This window comes from Thalassospira lucentensis (genome assembly GCF_011806425.1).
In the GTDB taxonomy this organism is placed as follows: domain Bacteria; phylum Pseudomonadota; class Alphaproteobacteria; order Rhodospirillales; family Thalassospiraceae; genus Thalassospira; species Thalassospira lucentensis_B.
On sequence record NZ_JAATOV010000001.1, the window covers coordinates 960,530 to 979,119 of the forward strand.

Annotated in this window: 16 protein-coding genes; 8 read left to right on the plus strand and 8 right to left on the minus strand. The window is 53.3% G+C overall.

The genetic code is table 11. From position 1 onward, the window contains the following. Positions 1–164 precede the first annotated feature (164 nt). From pnp to HCZ99_RS04520, 5 genes are all read left to right on the plus strand, one after another. A complete protein-coding gene (gene pnp / locus HCZ99_RS04500; protein WP_167445633.1) occupies positions 165–2,288 on the plus strand; it encodes a polyribonucleotide nucleotidyltransferase in 2,124 nt (707 codons plus the stop codon). A gap of 99 nt (positions 2,289–2,387) precedes the next feature. Next, entirely contained in the window at positions 2,388–3,782 is a 1,395-nt protein-coding gene (locus HCZ99_RS04505; protein ID WP_167445634.1) for an NAD(P)H-dependent flavin oxidoreductase, read from the plus strand. A 206-nt stretch (positions 3,783–3,988) separates the two neighbouring features. Further along, positions 3,989–4,429, plus strand: coding sequence for an iron response transcriptional regulator IrrA (gene irrA / locus HCZ99_RS04510; RefSeq protein WP_167445635.1), 441 nt, complete (start codon positions 3,989–3,991; stop codon positions 4,427–4,429). A 268-nt stretch (positions 4,430–4,697) separates the two neighbouring features. Further along, a complete protein-coding gene (locus HCZ99_RS04515) occupies positions 4,698–5,129 on the plus strand; it encodes a rubrerythrin family protein (protein WP_167445636.1) in 432 nt (143 codons plus the stop codon). Between the two features lie 20 nt (positions 5,130–5,149). Continuing rightward, on the plus strand, positions 5,150–5,434 hold the full coding sequence (locus HCZ99_RS04520; RefSeq protein WP_167445637.1) for a YciI family protein: 285 nt from the start codon (positions 5,150–5,152) through the stop codon (positions 5,432–5,434). Positions 5,435–5,494: 60 nt separating this feature from the next. On the opposite strand, the gene eutC is transcribed toward HCZ99_RS04520, so the two are convergent. The 5 genes from eutC to HCZ99_RS04545 all read right to left on the minus strand — a co-directional run bounded on the left by eutC (position 5,495) and on the right by HCZ99_RS04545 (position 10,862). Then, a complete protein-coding gene (gene eutC / locus HCZ99_RS04525; protein ID WP_217701453.1) occupies positions 5,495–6,292 on the minus strand; it encodes an ethanolamine ammonia-lyase subunit EutC in 798 nt (265 codons plus the stop codon). Further along, positions 6,292–7,623: an ethanolamine ammonia-lyase subunit EutB gene (locus HCZ99_RS04530; RefSeq protein WP_254869477.1), complete on the minus strand. Its 1,332-nt coding sequence runs from the start codon at positions 7,621–7,623 to the stop codon at positions 6,292–6,294. The genes eutC and HCZ99_RS04530 overlap by 1 nt, the downstream gene beginning before the upstream one ends. A gap of 229 nt (positions 7,624–7,852) precedes the next feature. Further along, positions 7,853–8,677: an ABC transporter ATP-binding protein gene (locus tag HCZ99_RS04535; RefSeq protein ID WP_167445639.1), complete on the minus strand. Its 825-nt coding sequence runs from the start codon at positions 8,675–8,677 to the stop codon at positions 7,853–7,855. Then, positions 8,671–9,732, minus strand: a complete 1,062-nt coding sequence (locus HCZ99_RS04540; RefSeq protein ID WP_167445640.1) for a FecCD family ABC transporter permease — start codon at positions 9,730–9,732, stop codon at positions 8,671–8,673. The genes HCZ99_RS04535 and HCZ99_RS04540 overlap by 7 nt, the downstream gene beginning before the upstream one ends. Beyond that, the gene (locus HCZ99_RS04545) at positions 9,732–10,862 is read right to left on the minus strand and encodes an ABC transporter substrate-binding protein (RefSeq protein ID WP_167445641.1); all 1,131 of its coding nucleotides are present in this window, start codon (positions 10,860–10,862) and stop codon (positions 9,732–9,734) included. Before HCZ99_RS04545 ends, HCZ99_RS04540 begins: the two co-directional genes overlap by 1 nt. Positions 10,863–11,040: 178 nt before the next feature. Here HCZ99_RS04545 and HCZ99_RS04550 point away from each other — a divergent pair, with 178 nt between their 5' ends. Beyond that, the gene (locus HCZ99_RS04550; protein WP_167445642.1) at positions 11,041–11,835 is read left to right on the plus strand and encodes a class I SAM-dependent methyltransferase; all 795 of its coding nucleotides are present in this window, start codon (positions 11,041–11,043) and stop codon (positions 11,833–11,835) included. 22 nt (positions 11,836–11,857) lie between these two features. Here the strand turns inward: HCZ99_RS04550 and HCZ99_RS04555 are convergent, their stop codons facing one another. Together HCZ99_RS04555 and HCZ99_RS04560 are read right to left on the minus strand one after the other, a co-directional pair. Continuing rightward, positions 11,858–12,319 (minus strand): OsmC family protein, encoded by a 462-nt coding sequence (locus tag HCZ99_RS04555; protein ID WP_167445643.1) that lies wholly within the window; start codon positions 12,317–12,319, stop codon positions 11,858–11,860. Positions 12,320–12,431: 112 nt separating this feature from the next. Continuing rightward, complete coding sequence (locus HCZ99_RS04560; RefSeq protein WP_167445644.1) at positions 12,432–14,774, minus strand: alpha/beta hydrolase; 2,343 nt, start codon at positions 14,772–14,774, stop codon at positions 12,432–12,434. A 385-nt stretch (positions 14,775–15,159) separates the two neighbouring features. Here HCZ99_RS04560 and HCZ99_RS04565 point away from each other — a divergent pair, with 385 nt between their 5' ends. Continuing rightward, positions 15,160–16,419, plus strand: a complete 1,260-nt coding sequence (locus HCZ99_RS04565; protein ID WP_368484226.1) for an MFS transporter — start codon at positions 15,160–15,162, stop codon at positions 16,417–16,419. A gap of 79 nt (positions 16,420–16,498) precedes the next feature. After that, a complete protein-coding gene (locus tag HCZ99_RS04570) occupies positions 16,499–17,077 on the plus strand; it encodes a CHAP domain-containing protein (protein WP_167445646.1) in 579 nt (192 codons plus the stop codon). A gap of 820 nt (positions 17,078–17,897) precedes the next feature. Here the strand turns inward: HCZ99_RS04570 and HCZ99_RS04575 are convergent. Then, entirely contained in the window at positions 17,898–18,563 is a 666-nt protein-coding gene (locus HCZ99_RS04575; RefSeq protein ID WP_167445647.1) for a GntR family transcriptional regulator, read from the minus strand. Positions 18,564–18,590: the final 27 nt, after the last annotated feature.

The window sequence follows — 18,590 nt, forward strand, 5'->3', positions numbered from 1 at the left end:
CTCCGGTGGATCGGGGCACGAGAAGTAAGGTCGGATGGGCCGACCAGATGCTTAATCCGGACCCATTAATTATGACGCTGTTACGAAAGCCTCATGATTAATGTGTTCGGAACTCGTGTACGAATATGGGTCCGCCAGAGGTTTGTAAGAGGAAGAGAAAAATAATGTTTAATGTCGTCCGTAAGGAAATGCAGTGGGGCAATGCCAAACTGACCCTTGAAACCGGTAAAATTGCCCGTCAGGCTGATGGTGCGGTTAAGGTCACCCTTGGTGAAACCGTTGTTCTTTGTACTGCTGTTGGCGCAAAACAGCCGCGCCCGGATGTCGACTTTTTCCCGCTGACCGTGAACTACCAGGAAAAAGCATTTGCCGCTGGCAAAATCCCGGGGGGGTTCTTTAAGCGTGAAGGCCGTCCGTCGGAAAAAGAAACCCTTGTTTCGCGTTTGATCGACCGTCCGATCCGCCCGCTGTTCCACCCGCTGTATCGTAACGACACCCAGATCGTTTGTACCGTTCTGTCCCACGACATGGAAAACGACCCGGATGTGGTTGCCATGATTGGTACGTCTGCGGCATTGACCATTTCTGGTCTGCCGTTCCTCGGCCCGATTGGTGCGGCACGTGTTGGTTACAAAGACGGTGAGTACATCCTCAATCCGGCGACCGATACGATCAAAGAAGGCGATCTTGATCTTGTTGTTGCGGGTACCCGCGATGGCGTGATGATGGTTGAGTCCGAAGCATCCGAGCTTTCTGAAGAAGTTATGCTTGGCGCTGTTAAATTCGGTCACGATCAGTTCCAAGGCGTTCTCGACCTGATCATCGATCTGGCCGAAGATGCAGCCAAAGAACCGCGTGCGGTTGCAGAACTGCCAGAAGGTTATGACGCGCTGGTCGAAAAAATTGCTGGTCTTGGCACCGATGCCCTGACCCAGGCATATAGCCACGTTGTCAAACAGGAACGTTCGGCTGCTGTTTCGGCTGCCAAAGCTGAAATCGTCGAGAAACTCGGTGATGATGTTCCGGACGCGCTGAAAGGCAAAGTTTCGTCGATCATTAAGGATCTGGAAAAAGACATCGTTCGCGGTGCGATCCTGAAAACCGGCAAACGTATCGATGGCCGTACCGGTGCCGACGTTCGTCCGATCATGGGCGAAGTTTCGGTTCTGCCGCGTTCGCATGGCTCGTCGATCTTCACCCGTGGTGAAACTCAGGCGCTTGCCGTTGTGACCCTTGGTACTGGCCAGGACGAACAGATCGTTGATGCGCTTGACGGTGAATACCGTGAAAGCTTCATGCTGCATTACAACTTCCCGCCGTACTCGGTTGGTGAAGCTGGCCGTATGGGTTCGCCGGGCCGTCGTGAAATCGGTCACGGTAAACTGGCATGGCGCGCGTTGCATCCGTTGATGCCGACCAAAGACGTCTTCCCGTACACCACCCGTATTGTTTCGGAAGTAACCGAATCAAACGGTTCGTCTTCGATGGCGACGGTTTGCGCAAGTTCGCTTGCCATGATGGATGCCGGTGTTCCGCTGACGCGTCCGGTCGCAGGTATTGCGATGGGCCTGATCAAAGAAGCCGACGATTTTGCTGTTCTGTCTGACATCATGGGTGATGAAGATCACCTTGGTGACATGGACTTTAAAGTTGCGGGTACCGAAAATGGTATTACGTCGCTACAAATGGACATCAAAATCACTTCGGTGACCGCTGAGATCATGCAGATTGCATTGAAACAGGCACGTGATGGCCGTTTGCACATCCTTGGCGAAATGTCCAAGGCGCTTCCGGAAGCACGTGGTGAAGTTTCGGGCAACGCACCGACCATTACCCAGTTCTCGATCCCGAAAGACAAAATTCGTGATGTCATCGGTTCGGGCGGTAAGGTCATTCGCGAAATCTGCGAAGAAACCGGCGCGAAAGTCGATATCGAAGATGATGGTTCGATCACCGTCGCACATACCGATGGTGCAAAAGGCAAACAAGCAGTCGATTGGATCAAGTCCATCGTTGCGGAACCTGAATTGAATCATATCTATGATGGTAAGGTCGTTAAGGCCGTCGATTTTGGTGCGTTCGTGAACTTCTTTGGCGCACGTGACGGTCTGGTTCACATTTCCGAACTGGCACCTGAGCGTGTCAAACAGGTTTCGGACATCGTGAAAGAAGGCGACGCTGTAAAAGTCAAAGTCATCGGTTTCGATGATCGCGGTAAGATCAAACTGTCGATGAAACGTGTCGACCAGGAAACCGGTGCTGACCTCGACGCAGGCGACGCCGAATAAGCAACTTGAATGCCGGACGACGATAAAAACGAAACGTCGTCCGGCAGTCATAGCGATGCAGGGGTGTCGCTGGCAAATTGCCGAATGGGAGAGACGAACTTGAAAGCCCTCAATCCGCTCGTCATGTCGGGTAAAGAAGTCTTGCCAGTTATCGAAGGTGGCAAAGGCGTCGCTGTCTCGACGGGCAAAAGTTCCGGCGCATGGGCTGCCGCCGGCGGTATCGGGACTTTTTCCGCTGTTAATGCCGACTCGTATGACGAAAACGGCAACATTATCCCGGTAGAATATACAGGTAAAACCCGTGGTGACCGGCATCAGGAACTGATTGCTAACGGTATCCGCGGCGGTATTGCACAGGCGCAAATTGCCCACGAAATGCGCAACGGCGAAGGCCGTTTGCACATGAACGTATTGTGGGAAATGGGCGGTGCTGAACCGATCCTGGAAGGTGTTCTTGAAGGCACCAAAGGGCTCGTGCATGGGGTAACCTGTGGCGCGGGTATGCCCTATAAAATTGCACAGATCGCCGCGAATTACGGCGTTCATTATTACCCGATCGTATCCTCGGCCCGTGCGTTCCGTGCGTTGTGGCTGCGGTCTTACAAAAAGATTCCAGAATGGCTGGGCGGCGTGGTCTATGAAGATCCATGGCGTGCAGGTGGCCATAATGGTCTGTCCAATTCCGAAGATCCTCTGGTGCCAGAAGATCCGTTCCCGCGTGTCCGCGATCTGCGTACCTTTATGAATTCGGTTGGTCTGAACCATGTGCCAATTCTGATGGCTGGTGGTGTCTGGTACCTGCGTGATTTTGAAGACTGGATCGACAATCCGGAAGTCGCCCCGGTGGCCTTCCAGTTCGGTACCCGTCCGCTTCTGACCCAGGAAAGCGAGATTTCCGACGAATGGAAACAGCGCCTGACCACGCTTAAGAACGGTGAAGTATCGCTGCATAAATTCAGCCCGACGGGCTTTTATAGCTCGGCGGTACGTAACGCGTTCCTTGAAGACCTGCATCAGCGTTCGGATCGTCAGGTACGTTATTCACGTACCGCTGAGGCCGACTTGCATGTTGGTATTCCGCTGGGCCGTCGTGGGCGTCCGATCTATGTCCGCGAAGACGATGCCGATAAGGTGCGTGGCTGGCTTGAAGCTGGTTACACCGAAGGCATGCCGACCCCGGATGAAACCATGGTGTTCTTGACCCCTGAAAGCGCGCTGACGGTCAAAAAAGACCAGATCGATTGCATGGGGTGCTTGTCACAATGCCAGTTCTCTAACTGGGAACAGCACACCGGTACGACCGGCAAGCGGGCCGATCCGCGTTCTTTCTGTATTCAGAAAACGCTGCAGAACATTGCGCATGGTGCCGAAGTTGAAAACGAACTGATGTTTGCTGGGCATAATGCTTATAAGTTTGGCGAAGATCCGTTCTATGCCAACGGCAATATTCCGACGGTAAAACAGCTTGTTGATCGCATCATGACCGGTGACTAACGCACCGTTCTAAAAGAAAAATACAAAGGGCCGGATTTTTCCGGCCCTTTTTTATTGTCCATTATCGTTAAGACGGCGGATTTTGAGCAGGTTGGAGTTGATCAAAATCAAAGAACCACGCGCAAAGGTTCCCTAAGGTACCCTCGAAATTGATCGGGCGTAAGAACCACGTTTAAAGCCCGTCACGAAATTTAAGGGGCAAGACAATGAGCACCGCCGCACGTCCATACACCAACGCGTTGAACCGTCTTAAAGATGCCAATCTTCGCCCAACGCGGCAGCGTCTGGCTTTGGCGCGGTTAATGTTTGAAGACGGTCACCGTCATCTTACAGCCGAGCAGCTGCATTCCGAAGCGATGTCCAACAGCATCAAGGTATCGCTGGCAACGGTATATAACACCTTGCACCAGTTTACGGATGCCGGTTTGCTCCATGAAATTGTCATCGACTCGGGCCGGTCTTACTTCGATACCAACACCGCACCGCATTACCATTTTTACTGCGAAGAAGACGGTATGCTGTCGGATATCCCGGCCGACGCCGTTCAGATCGAAGGCATTCCGAGCGTGCCAAGCGGTACGCAGCTGCAGTCGGTTGATCTTGTGTTCCGGCTTAAACGCGACTCTGTTGCGCGCGACGCGGCCTGATCGTTTTATCCATTTGCTTGTACCCAAATCACCTTGGGTTTTGACGGCGAAGAACCGTTTCACCTTTGGCGCAATCCAAAGGTGACTGGCAGATGAAATATCGGACCAACTGGTGCAAATTGGTCCCACGATGCTTGACGGTCAGACATTTCAGCACAAATACAGAGGTGGCAAACCCAAGCTGGTTTGCCATCTTTTTTGTTTGACGCCTTTCGTGTGGAACGTCGATCACGATCCATGCGAACAAGAATATAAAAGGACAGCGCACATGGCGCTTAAGGGAACACGTACCGAGGAAAACCTGCGCGCAGCCTTTGCCGCGGAATCCCAAACTAATCGCCGATATCTTTACTTCGCCCAACAGGCCGACATCGAAGGCGATACCGAGGCCGCCGAGTTTTTCCGCGCTGCGGCTGAGGCGGAAACCGGTCATGCTTTTGGCCATCTGGAATTTCTGGAAAAAACCGGCGATCCAGTCACGGGAAAGGCACTTGGCACGACGCAGCTTAATCTTGATGCGGCTTTGGCGTTGGAACAGGCGGAAGCCGACAAAAGCTATCCGGAAATGGCGCGCATCGCGCGCGAAGAAGGGCTTGAAGATGTTGCTGCCTGGTTTGAAAGCCTTGCCCGCGTTGAAAAGGCACATGCCCAGCGCATAGAGCGATTGATTGCCCGGGCGCATCCTGCTTCGTCGTCCTAATTAGTATGATCGGACCAAATATGTTTGTTGTATCGCTTCGCTACAAAGTGCCGCTTGATCAGGTTGATGCGCATATAGAAGGTCATATCGCGTGGCTCAAGGCCGGGTATGGCAAGGGAATGTTTCTGGCATCCGGGCGCAAGGTACCGCGCGATGGCGGGGTGATTTTGGCCAAGGGCGACCGGGCGGCATTGGAAGACGAACTAACACGTGATCCGTTCCATCAACATGATCTTGCCGAATATACAATCACGGAATTTGATCCGGTGATGGTGGCAGATGGCTTGGAAGCCTTGCAGGGCTGATTGCGATCAACATCGTCAGTGAACGTTAAAAAGGGGGTGTAACCCCCCTTTTTTGTGTACTTAGGTGTCAATCAGGGCAGGATTGGATGAATTATCCTTAAGTGCGACTCCCGACAGGCCCAGTTTGCGTGCTTCGAGCATTAGATAGGCAATCTTTTTCGCAGCCTTTTTCGGGTCAAGGCCGGCGGGCCGTATGTTGGAAACGCAATTGCGGTCCGCATTTGATCGCCCCGGTTTTGGGCCCCACGTCAAATAGGCCCCAAGCGAATCCGCACTTGAAAGACCGGGACGTTCCCCGATCAGCATTACGGTTAATTTCGCGCCCAAGGCCGCACCAATTTCATCGCCCAGCCCGACACGCGATTGTTCGGCCAAAATGATTGGTGCGACCGTCCAATCATCGCCCAGATGCCCCAAAATGTTCAGGGCGGTGTCGGCTGCTTGATCATGGGTGGCCCGTGCTGACAGGCCATCAGCAAGAATAAAGACGACGTCGTAATCACCCTTATAGCTGCGCAGAATGTCACGCGACGGATCATCAAGTAACCGGCCAAGATCCGGGCGCTGTAAATAAGTGGCCCGATCCGGGGCAGCCGAATGTACGTCAACGATCTTGCCGTCATAATCCGTCAGTTTTTTGCGCACGATACTGGCATCAAAATCCATATGAACGGAATCGCGTGCCCGCGCATGCGCCATTTGAAATTCAAGCAGCCGTTCAGTCGGCAGGCCATCCCCGACCCGGCCAAGCCCAATCCGGGCATCCGTATGCACCCGAAGCGCATTCCACGGATCAAGGTCACTGTGGATGTTTTTCCGGGTGGTGTCGGCGATGTTTGTTGGTTTTAAATCCGCCATTATGCTGCCCCCGACCATGCCAAAAGGTTTTGCGCGGCCTGCCCGTCAAGTTGCGGGCGCGTGCGACCGTTTTGATCGATGATGTCCATCTTGCGCAGCCATTCGGCAAATTCAGGTGCAGGCTCCAACCCCAATGTCGATCGCAGATACATGGCATCATGGAAACTGGTACTTTGGTAATTGAGCATGATGTCATCAGCCCCGGGCACCCCAATGACAAAGTTACATCCCGCAACCCCTAAAAGGGTGAGCAGATTGTCCATATCATCCTGATCGGCTTTGGCATGGTTGGTGTAGCAAACATCACATCCCATCGGTACGCCGAGCAACTTGCCACAAAAATGGTCTTCAAGCCCGGCACGGGTGATTTGTTTGCCATCAAACAGATATTCCGGGCCGATAAAGCCAACCACCGTATTGACCAAAAGTGGTGAATAAGCGCGCGCCACCGCGTAGGCGCGTGCTTCAACGGTTTGCTGATCGATCCCTTCGTGGGCATCGGCCGATAATGCCGCCCCCTGCCCGGTTTCGAAATACATGACGTTATTGCCAACCGTGCCGCGTTTAAGGCCCTTGGCGGCCTCTTCGGCCTCGGCCAGCATGGCAAGGGTGATGCCAAAACTGTCATTGGCTTTTTGGGTGCCGGCAATTGATTGAAACACCAAGTCCACCGGGGCGTTGCGTGCCATAACATCAATGGCCGTGGTCACATGCGCCAAAACACATGATTGTGTGGGGATATCAAGCCGTTCGCGTACTTCATCAATAAGGTTCAGAAGCTCAATCATCGCTTCGGGGCTATCCGTTGCGGGATTAATGCCAATTACCGCATCGCCACTGCCATGCATCAAACCATCCAGGATCGAGGCGGCAACCCCGGCGGGATCATCGGTCGGATGGTTGGGTTGCAGGCGCACAGAAAGATGGCCGGGTAAACCGACCGTATTGCGAAAACCCGTCACTACATGGCATTTTTTCGCCACCGCAATCAGGTCCTGATTACGCATCAGCTTGGACACCGCCGCGACCATTTCCGGCGTCAGGCCGGGGGCCAAGCTTTTAAGGGCTTCGGGTGTGGCCGCATCACTCAGCAGCCAATTACGAAAATCGCCCACGGTTAGCGATGACACGACGTCAAAAGCGTCGGGGTCATGCCCATCCATGATCAGGCGCGTTACATCGTCACGTTCATAGGGGATCAGGGCGTCGCTGAGAAACTGTTTAAGTGGCACATCCGCCAGTGCAAAGCGTGCGGCCACCCGTTCTTCGTCTGACCCTGCGGCAAGACCTGCCAGCACATCGCCAGACCGAAGCGGGCTTGCCTTTGCCATCACCGTTTTTAGATCGGGAAAGGTGAAGCGTTCAAAATGAAAGGGCGCGCTTTGTTGCAAGTTCAGCCTCCTGAAGCATCCGTCACATCGCCAGACAGGGTCCTGTCCGATTATTCAATGTTATACGACGCAAAATGGGCGTCAGAACGATGTGATTTGTTCTAACGCCCATGGAAGCAGAAATTTCCGCAAATGCAAAGTTTTTAATCGATATTAAAAACGCGCACGTTTATTGAGCAGCCAATGGTGTCTCTGTGGCAGCGGCATGCATAACGGCCGTGGTTTGGCGGCTTTTTGTTTCGTCGTGCGGGCCCCGCAGTACAACGTGGCTTTGGCCCAACGAGTTGACCTCGACATGGCCGTCCACCTGATAGACATCGCGCAACAGGTTGCCGTCGATGACATCGGCACAGGGGCCATAGGTCACCATGCGGCCATTGCGGATTGCCATGGCATGATCGCAATATTGAAGCGCGTGGTTCAGGTCGTGAATGGCAATCATGACGATGATGTTTTGTCCCTTGGCGATATCGCGCATAAACGACAGAACTTCCATCTGGCGATGCAGATCAAGGGCAGAGGTCGGCTCATCCATCAGAAGGATTTTCGGATCGCGCACCAATGTTTGGGCAATCGCAACCAATTGGCGTTGGCCGCCGCTTAGCTCGCCCAAATTGCGTGCGGCAAGGTCGGAAATACGCAAGGCTGCCAGAATGCTATCAATACGGTCGAGTTCATCGTCGCGCACGCGCAGGCTTGATCCCTGCTTGGCGGCAAGAATGATCGATTCATATACCGACAAAACGGCGGTCGATCCGGTATCTTGGGGCATATAGCAAATCGTGTTGCGTTGTTTTGCCGCCGATCCGGTATTTACCCTGCCCTCGCCGCTGGCCAGCCCGGCAATGCGTTTAAACAGGCTGGATTTACCGGCCGCATTGGGGCCAATGACCGCGGTAACGGTGCCCGGCTGGATAACCGGGGTCGTGACCCCTGAAACCACCTGCACTTTGCCATAACGGGTTCCAAGGTTTTCAAGCTGCAGCGTTACCATGATTTCCTCCGGCTTGCGAAAATCAACGAGAAGAAGAACGGCACACCGACAAGGGCGGTAATCACCCCAATCGGAAGAATGGCCCCCGGAATCAGTGTTTTTGAAAGCACAGAGGTCGCTGACAGAATCAGCGCGCCGCACAGTATCGATGCTGGCAAGAAGAAGCGTTGATCTTCGCCAACCAGCATGCGCGCGATGTGCGGGCCGACCAGCCCGATAAAGCCGATGGTGCCGACAAACGATACCGGGATTGCCGCCAAAAGACTGACAATCAGCATGGTGCGCAGACGAAGCCCTTGTACATTCACCCCGAAACTTTCTGCCTTGGCATCACCCAGACGAAGGGCGGTTAAGGCCCATGCCTGATTGATAAACAGCGGCAGAGCAATCGCAACTGCGGCGGCCGTCACGGCAACCTTGGTCCATGTTGCTTTGACCAGACTGCCCATGGTCCAAAACACAACCGCTGCCAAGGCCTGCTCGCTGGCAAGGTATTGCAACAGGGCCAAAAGCGCATTGAAGGTAAAGACCAGCGCGATGCCCAGCAAAACAATGGTTTCGACCGTCACACCACGCATGCGGCTAAAGAAATGGATGATAAGCGCGGTCCCCATCGCCATCGCAAACGCGTTTAGCGGAATCATAAATTCAACAAAGGCCGGAAGCACCGCAACGCCCAGAACCAATGCCAAGGCCGCGCCAAAACCCGCTGCTGCGGAAATGCCAAGGGTAAACGGACTGGCAAGCGGGTTGGCAAGGATGGTCTGCATTTGCGCCCCAGCCGTCGAAAGGGCCGCCCCAACGGTCACCGCCATCAATGCAACGGGCATGCGGATTTCCCAGATGACCACCCGCATTTGTCGTGTTGCTTCAAACGGATGAAGCAGGGTCGAAATCACGTCAGATAACGCATAGTTGGCCGGACCTGTTGCAAGATCGACTGCAATGGACAAAAGCAATGCCATCGCCATGGCAAGCAACAGTAAAAAACGGCGCAAGGAGCGTGCCTTGTACTGCACGCTCCCTGCTTCGATACTTCCTTGATTGGTCGTCATTAGTTTGTGGCGCTATCTTTGATCGAGATGAAGTAACCCGGCTGATAGTCAATCGGCAGGAAACGTTCATGCAATTCACGGAAAGATTCTTCGGGGTTGATATCGCCAAACAGGTCCGGATGGAACCATTTTGCCATCTGTTCGATCACAACAAACTGATACGGGCTGTTATAGAACTGATGCCAAACAATGTGGATGTTACCGTTTTGGGTGGCTTTAATCCCTCTGAAGGCAGGACGTTCGGTTAGCGCGACCATTTTGCGTTTGGCTTCTACCATGTCAGCACCCGGTCCAACCGGAACCCAGCCCATGCCCGGTGCATATGCTTCCCAATCGCCACCAGTGCCGACAAACTGATCGGGGTTGGATGCGACAACCTGTTCTGGATTGATGGTGCCAAAGGTGCCTGGGATGATGTCAGCGGCAATGTTGATGCCACCGGCCATCTCAACCATTGTGCCGAAATTCTCATTGCCAAAGGACATGCAGCATTCTTCTGAATAGCCTGCGGCACGTTCAATAAAGACCTTTGGTTTTTCCGGGTTTGCCTTTGCAAGACGATCGGTGATCACCTTGATGTGGTTAGAACGGAATTTGATAAATTCCTCAGCACGATCTTCTTTGCCCGTCAATTTACCCAGAATACGCATGCTGGTTTCTGTGTTTTTCATCGGCGCATCGCGAAAATCGATATAAACCAGTGGAATGCCAACAGCTTCGAGTTTTTCATCAAAACCGGCATCTTCGGTTGCGGCCTTGGATTCAACGTTCATGATTACGACGTCAGGCTGAAGCGAAATCGTCTGTTCAACGTCAAAGCTGCCGTCTTTTACGCCGCCAAAAGTGGGAAGGTCTTTAATCTTTGGGTATTTCGCAGCATAAATTTCAAAGCCTTCGGGATCGGCCTTTTCCAGGTCATCACGCCAGCCAACCACACGTGCGAAAGGGTTTTCGGTGTCGAGCGTCGCAAGACCATAGACCAAGCGGCCTTCGCCCAGAATGACGTGCTCTACCGGCACGTTAACCGAAACTTCGCGTCCGGTGACATCCGTGATGGTGACCGTTTCGGCTGCTTGTACCGATCCGGCAACCAACATCGTTACCGCTGCGATTGCACCAAAAATTTTCATTCCCGTTCCCTCATTTAGGATTTCCGTGCGAGAGGATTATCAGTTATTGAGAATGCAAATCAATATGTTTTGCAGTGATAATGCGATTTAATTGCCAGAAGGCAATTTGGACGATGAGTTGAGATTGACGACAAAGCGTGGAAATCCCGTTTTCGCGCGAATGAGGGCACCAGACAGCATGAACCAAGCCAGCAATTACTCCCTGCGTGAAGAGATCAAAGAATATTGGTCGATGCGGGCCGCGACCTTTGATACCCAGCCAGGGCATGAAATTTTCTCTGAAACGGAACGGGCGGCCTGGCATGCCTTGCTTGAACGCCACCTTGGCAAAGGGGATGGTCGTCGTGCACTTGATCTTGCCAGTGGGACGGCAGTGGTCAGTCATTTGATGGATGATCTTGGCTTTGCCGTTACCGGGCTTGATTGGTCCGAAGCCATGCTTGAAAAGGCGCGTGCCAAATCAAAGCTGCGTGGATCAAATATTCGGTTCTTGCTGGGGGATGCGGAAAACACGCTGGAGCCAGATGACAGTTATGACGTGATTGTCACACGTCATTTGGTTTGGACGCTGGTCGATCCCGCCGCGGCCTTTGCGGAATGGTTCCGGGTTCTTAAACCCGGTGGGAAGGTTTTGGTGGTCGACGGTGATTTTGTGTCCCCGACTTGGGCAAGCAAGCTTAACCAAGCCATGGCTGGATTGATGCAGTCGCTCGGCCTGCGCAAGGCGCCCGATCCGATGCCACAGATGAAAACCCATTATGACATTCTGGCCCGCGTGCATTTTTCTAGCGGCGCACGCGCAAATGAGGTCACCGCAATGCTTAAAACGGCTGGGTTTGATCCAGTTGTCGCGGACTTTGACTTAAAGCAGATCCATAAATCGCAAAAGAAACATATAAGCTTTGCCAAGGGGTTAGAACGCGGTGCGCAGCATCGTTACGCGCTATGTGCGCAAAAGCCCTTAACCGCTTAATCATTGCGCTTTGTGATGCCGGTTAAGAAACCGGCGCCACCGTGATTTCTGTTTTAACGGAATTGGCCAAGAAACACGCGTCGTGTGCGCGGTGATGCAGGTCGGCTTCAACATTGGCGGTCGGTGCGTCACCGGCATATGTGACCTTGGGGCGCAGTGTGACGTTGGTGATCATGGATTTACCATCGATTGTCGCCATGTCGCCAATCGCGGCATCGGCATATTGGTCGATCACAAACCCACTGTCGGACGCAAAATGCAGAAAGAACAGCATATGGCAGCTTGATAATGCTGCGACATAGGCTTCTTCGGGATCGACATTTTCTTCGACCGAATACGGCAGCGGCACCACATGGGGTGATGAGGATGCCGGAACTTCCACCCCGCCATCAAAGCGCCAGACATGCGCACGTGAATATCGGCGGTCGGTAAATTTCTCTGTGGTCGAGCGTTTCCAGATGACTTCTGCACCAAAGCTACTCATGCGGGTTCCCTGTTTGCTGGTGGGGTGTTCTGCAGTGGTTTAAGTGTCTTCTAATCAAGGCGATGTGACCAATTCTATCCTAAGCCGACTGGGTTCCTTGAGGCCATTGTCCCTATGCGATCTTTTGTGCCTGAGTTTGGTTTTCGACATGGGCTTCGACAAACTGCAGGATACGGTTATGCGCGTCGTCAATATCCTCGTTGATAATCCCGTGGCGGTCGGATTTCAGCATCTGCACATCCATATCTTCAACCCCGGTTGCCAGTCGCTTGATCATGGTGGCGCTGGCGGGATCGACGACCTGATCAGCATCGCCCTGCAAGATCAGGGTCGGGCAATCAAGTTTCGGTAGGCATTGCTGCATCTCGGCCACGGCTTGGCGCAACTGATATAAGCCCCCAATGGGGATATGGCGGTAATTGATGTCGGGATGCTCCGACTCGTTGGTTCGGAAGCTCAGCATTTCATGGGCAGACGGCATCCACCCCATCAGCTTGTTCGCCCCGTATAAAAGCGGCACAAACATCAGATTGCGATTGCGAAATTTAAGGGGCGTTCCGGCCAACACGAGTGCGGATAGCTTATCGGGATGTGTGCTTGCGTGGATCGCGGCCAGCGCCCCGCCGGTCGAAAAGCCAATCATAATGATCTGGTCGCAAAACGGGGCAAGAATATCGTAGCCGCGCCTTACTGATGCCAGCCAGTCGGTCCACTTGCGTTTTTGCAATTCATGGGGTGATGTCCCATGACCCGCAAGGCGTACCCCCATCACCGCATGGCCCTGTGCAGATAGTTTTTCGCCCAAGTCGCGTAATTCCGCCGGGGACGCCAAAAAGCCATGCACCAGCAAAATGCCCAGGTTGAACTGTGTTTTGCCGTTGGGCAGATTCAAATACGGGCGGCTGTCAGCCGTGGCGGTTTCTTGGGCGTTAATTGCATCATATTTGGGTTTGTTGAATTTTGTGCGGTTCCACTGCCAAGCACGGATTTCATCGTCAAATTTTCGATGCGCGATGTCTTGGTCGGTTAAATTGTCAACTTCGACACGGGCCCTTTCCAGCGCCTGCCAAACCGCTGGGATCGGTGCCATTTCATTGGCATAGACCATGATCGGGTTGCCCATGCGGATCTGATCAAATTCGGCTTCGGCTTGTAACTTTTCCAAGAAACAGTATTTCCCGTCGCGCCGTTCGATCAGGCCCAGTTGCACGGCACTGTCGATAAAGAATCGGATTTGCGGACAATTCAGATCAAAAATACCGATGTAATCGGCGGGGTTGCGCATGCCGCGATGCAGGTGCACGTTGTCCGCCTGTTGGATGTTTTTGATCGCCAGATACAGCGTGCGGTCAAAATGCGCGATATCAACTTCTGTAACCCCATCATCGAGCCACATCATAATCAGGCGCGACGCCAGATGACTGACATTGATCGTCAGGTTGGAATACATCACCGCCATGCAGTGATCGCGTAATGGGGAAATGTGTCGCGTCAGGGCATATTGCGTGACCCGTTCTGGCAAGGATTCGAGCGTTTTGGCCGGGCGAAACAAATCATCAATGCATTTGGCCCGTGCAACTCGGCGCGCCAACAGCCGCCGATCAAGCCAGTTGAACTGTCCGCGCGGATTGACCGGATCGCCCAAACGGATATCCATATCCGTCTTCTTGAACATCAGGTTGCCTTCAATGATCAATTCTTCGGCCATTTTCGGGCTAAGCCCGCCGGTAAACATATCCGCCGCCCGGGCCAGGATGTTTTGATCCACGCGCAGTGGGTGAAAGGTAATATTGGCCGGGAACATCAGGGTTTGTTTGGCCAAAACCGTCTGCAGCGTATCTTCATCGACATCAAGAATATCGGCCCAACGCGATAGTTCATGCGTATCCCCCTTGGCGATCAGGGCCGATAAGCCGATTTTAAAACCATCGATACACAACCCCAAAAGGGCGGCACCCGCGTGGTGCGCCCGTCTGGCATCCGCAGATCGGGAATACACGCTGTAAATCGGGTGTTTGGGGTGTGGGCGGTCGTTATGTGTGACGCGCCGGTCTTTCACCATGCCGCCTTCCGGGAATACCACCACCTTGCCGCCGCGAAGGACTTCTTCGGCAAGAAATGGTAACAGCCGCGGATAATTATTGGGCACCCCACCCAGTGCCCGCAGATAGCGCGAAAAGGTATTGTCTTGGGCAAAAAATTCGCCCGATGCGATGGAACGGCAATACACCCCGGTTTCAAGTGCGATCAGATATTGCGGAATAAACGTTTCAAACCGGGCGAAATGGTTGAACATAAAAATGTCGCCCATCGCCAGATGATCTGGCGCGCCGTGCATTTTGATATTGATGTCAATATTGGCGCGAAGGGCGGTCATTGCCCGCAATGTCCACTGACATGTGTTCGGATTGATCGCAAATTTTTCGCGTTCGATGTCGCGGAAGGATGGGTTCATTCGCGGCGATCCCCCGAAGGTTCACAAGGTCTGTTTCAAGGACGTTTTCCGTTTTATGCGGTCGGCTTATGTCTTTCGTTATGTGTTATTTTACGCGCGATTGAAGGATATTCTACAATTGATTTTAGAAGAATTAATATCAATTTTGCATGTCTTTCGTATAGATATGAACCTGTTCTAAGTATCAACGCTGTTACGTGGTGATGTGCTATCCTGCCCAACCGTTCCAGGTACTGTTGCCGCATCTTGCTGCCAGAAATCTTGGCATGATCCGACCTTGAGTTACCTAACGATACCTCATACCAAGCTGCCCCAAATCTGATCTATGATTGGAAGCTCCGTGCCGACACGCCGCCCAGACTCTCAACAATCCCCTGCATCACCAGTGAATGACACTTCGTCGGATCAGAAAGCATCGCGTTCGATCTTTTCTGATCGTAATTTTATCCTGTTTTTGGTTGGGCAATGCATCACGACACAAGGATTGTGGGTGCAAAAAATCGCGATGTCTTGGCTGGCGTGGTCTTTGACCGGCTCTGCATTTTGGACCGGGACGATTGCCGCCTTAAACTTTGCGCCGGCTTTTTTCCTGGGTCCGATTTTCGGCGTGGTAGCCGACCGGGTCGATTTGCGCCGTACCGCGATGATGATCAATCTGGCGCAGGCGGCGGTGTCGTTCCTTCTGATGGGCTTGTCCTATGCCGATATGATCACCCTGCCCTGGATGGTGGTGCTGGCCGGTGCCATGGGGATTCTGGGCAGTGCTATGACGCCAATACGACTGTCATTGGTGCCGGTTATTGTCCGGCGTGAATTCATGAGCCGGGCTGTTGCCTATGCGGCGATGAATTTCAATATTTCGCGTCTGGTTGGTCCGGCGGTGGGCGGTGTTGTGATTGCCACATGGGGCACGGGTGCGGCCTTTATGATCAATGCGATCAGTTATCTTCCGATGATCTTTGTGATTTCCGTTGTGACGATCCACACAGAACGCGCACCGGATGCCAAAAGCCGCCGTATCTGGGCGTCGCTTGTGGATGGGGCGCAATATGCCCTTAACCACCCGATGATCCGATCTGTGCTGGCATTGTCATGCTTTGTCTCGTTGGTGGGGACCGGAATGGTTGAACTGATGCCCGTCTTTGCAGAGGCAGTCTATGCGCGTGGTGTTACTGGGTTGGGGCTTTTGGCATCGGCCGGTGGGATTGGATCGGTGGCGTCGACATTCATTTTATCGCGGGTCGGATCAAATGCGGCAGATTATCAGCGCATGACGATTTTTGGGGCCTTTGGGGCATCAATTGGGATGCTGGGCCTTGGATTTTCACCTTGGTACGAGGCGGCGGTTGTTCTGGTTGCGATAACTGGTGCGGGTTTGACCTTGGTCGGGGTGGGATCGCAAACAGCCTTGCAATTGACGGTCGATGACCGGTTGCGCGGCCGGGTGATGAGTTTTTGGAGCGCAACCAGTTTCGGCGGCATGGCGCTGGGTGGTGTGTTGCTTGGTGCGATATCTGAGGTCACAAATATCCAAAATACCGCACGTGGATCCGGTGTTTTGATTTTGTGCGCCGCCTCTTTCGGGTTTTGGCGATTGTGTCGCATTGGGCGGGTTCAGCATTGCGATGAAAGGCGTGCGAAATGAAAATCAATTGCGGCAATAAACAATTGTTTAAGCCCTGCGTGGTTATGGTCGCGGATCATGATGTTTTTGGGGATCTGAGATGCGCCTGATCGGAATTGTCGGATTGTGCTTGTTGCTATCTGCCTGCTTTACCACGGCAAAATCGGTTTCACGATCGGATGGGCCGATGCCCAGCGATTCGGTTCAGGCGGTTACGACGGTTACGAAGGTCAGTGTGCCTCATTCCCCGCTGCATAACTTTGCCCCCACCGATAAATTTCTACAATGCGTGCCTTATGCGCGCGAAGTTTCGGGCATTCAAATTTATGGTGATGCTTGGACATGGTGGGGACAGGCCGCCAAAAAGAATTATGCGCGCGGAAATCGGCCGCAAGTTGGTGCTGTTTTGACCTTGCGCAAAACGTCGCGCTTGAAGCTTGGCCATGTGGCTGTGGTTTCTGCGATCCTCAGTGACCGTAAGATATTGGTGAACCAAGCCAATTGGGGTGGTGATTCGCGCACGCGCGGCAAAGTCCATTATCGTCAGCCGGTGGTTGATGTATCGCCCAAAAATGATTGGTCGCAGGTCCGTATGATGAACACGCTCGGTTCGTTCGGTCGGATTTATCCCGCGCATGGCTTTATATATCAGCCAAGCGAAACCGCCGAAGCAAACTGACGCCAGATGCGTGTTCCAATGCACACGTGCCATCAAGCCACAAAAACTGTCAGCTAAAAAAATGGCGAAGCCCCGACTGAGCAGGGACTTCGCCAGATAGAACCTGCACGGGCGGTGTGCGGGTTCCGGGGGTTGAACCGTAACAGGACCGCGTGTCAGCAGCGCAAAACGTTTGGCGCGACAATGTCCTTAATGGGGGCAGGCGCCGCATTAGAAGTGTGTCCTTCATGAAGCGGCCTTTTTAATGCCCTGTGCGTTGGCCTAAGCGCGACCAGCCCTTTCAGACCTCAGTGTAAGACGTCACAAAATCCTTCGGCGAAGCCGCGACCTATCGTTCTATGGGGGCTGTATGTGGTCTTAGGATCGTGTGATCGGCGTTCGTGTTAAAATTATCTATAAAACAGCATCTGATCTATTAATTACGCCGTGACTCGCGCCCGAAATCAATTGGAAATTTTCCAAATTTCGCGGAAATCGCAAGTTTCAAGCGCGAGTACGCCTTAGTTCACTGATTTAAAACGGAAAATATTATCTATAAATTTTATAGATTTTTATTTTTTGCGGTGCCCTGAGGCAAGGGAGGTGGGTTTGAGTACTGCTGGAGGCGTCACATTCCACCGCTCGCCTTAACAAAAAAGACGACACAGCAGTTCTTTGAACAGGCATTCACGCGAGTAGAAGCATGAAGCCGAAAGGCTTGATTGTTCTGGATAGAAACGTCTGGGCTGCCGTCAGCCGTCAGCCGTCAGCCGTCAGCCGTCAGCCATCAGCTGTTTTCTCGCGCTGCGGGGCAAACCTCGGATGCTAAAGGTGTGCTGTCTTAGTTTTGGTGTGCGACCAGTTTGGGGCGGCGGCGTGGAATGTCCCCGGGCTGGCTGCCAAGCCATTTGACGTGCCGGGCAAGGGTGGCGGCGGCCACATCAATTTGATTGCTGCGAAGGGCAGCTAGGATGGCGCGGTGGTCGCTGTCGGTCGAGGCTTCCCATTCCGTGCGGAACCCTGAAAACAGATAACGTGCACTGGCCGCATGCAAATCATCAATCGTCGCCATAAGGCGCGGCATGTTACAGGGCTCTAGAATGATGCGATGGAATGCCTTGTTGGCGTCTTCCCATGCCCGCACATCCGGTGCGTTTTCGCCGGTTCGGTTGATGGCATCGGCTTGATCAAGGATCGAACTGGTTAAGTGAGGGGCGGCATGGCGCAGGGCCAACACTTCCAACGATGCCCGCATTTCTGCGACTTCGCGGATTTCGGCAATATCAAAACGGGCGACACGCACACCTCTGCGGGGTTCGCTGATCGCAAGCCCTTGTGCTTCCAGACGTCTAAATGCCTCGCGGACCGGCACGTGGCTTGCGCCAAATTCCTCGGCAAGATGATCTTGACGGAGTTTGGTGCCCGCTGGGATATCGCCAGAAATAATGCGATCGGCCAATGCACGGGTAATCCGCCCGGTGATCGTAGTGTCCGTTTTGTCTTTCATGTTTTTATAGATAATTTGCGGGCGCAC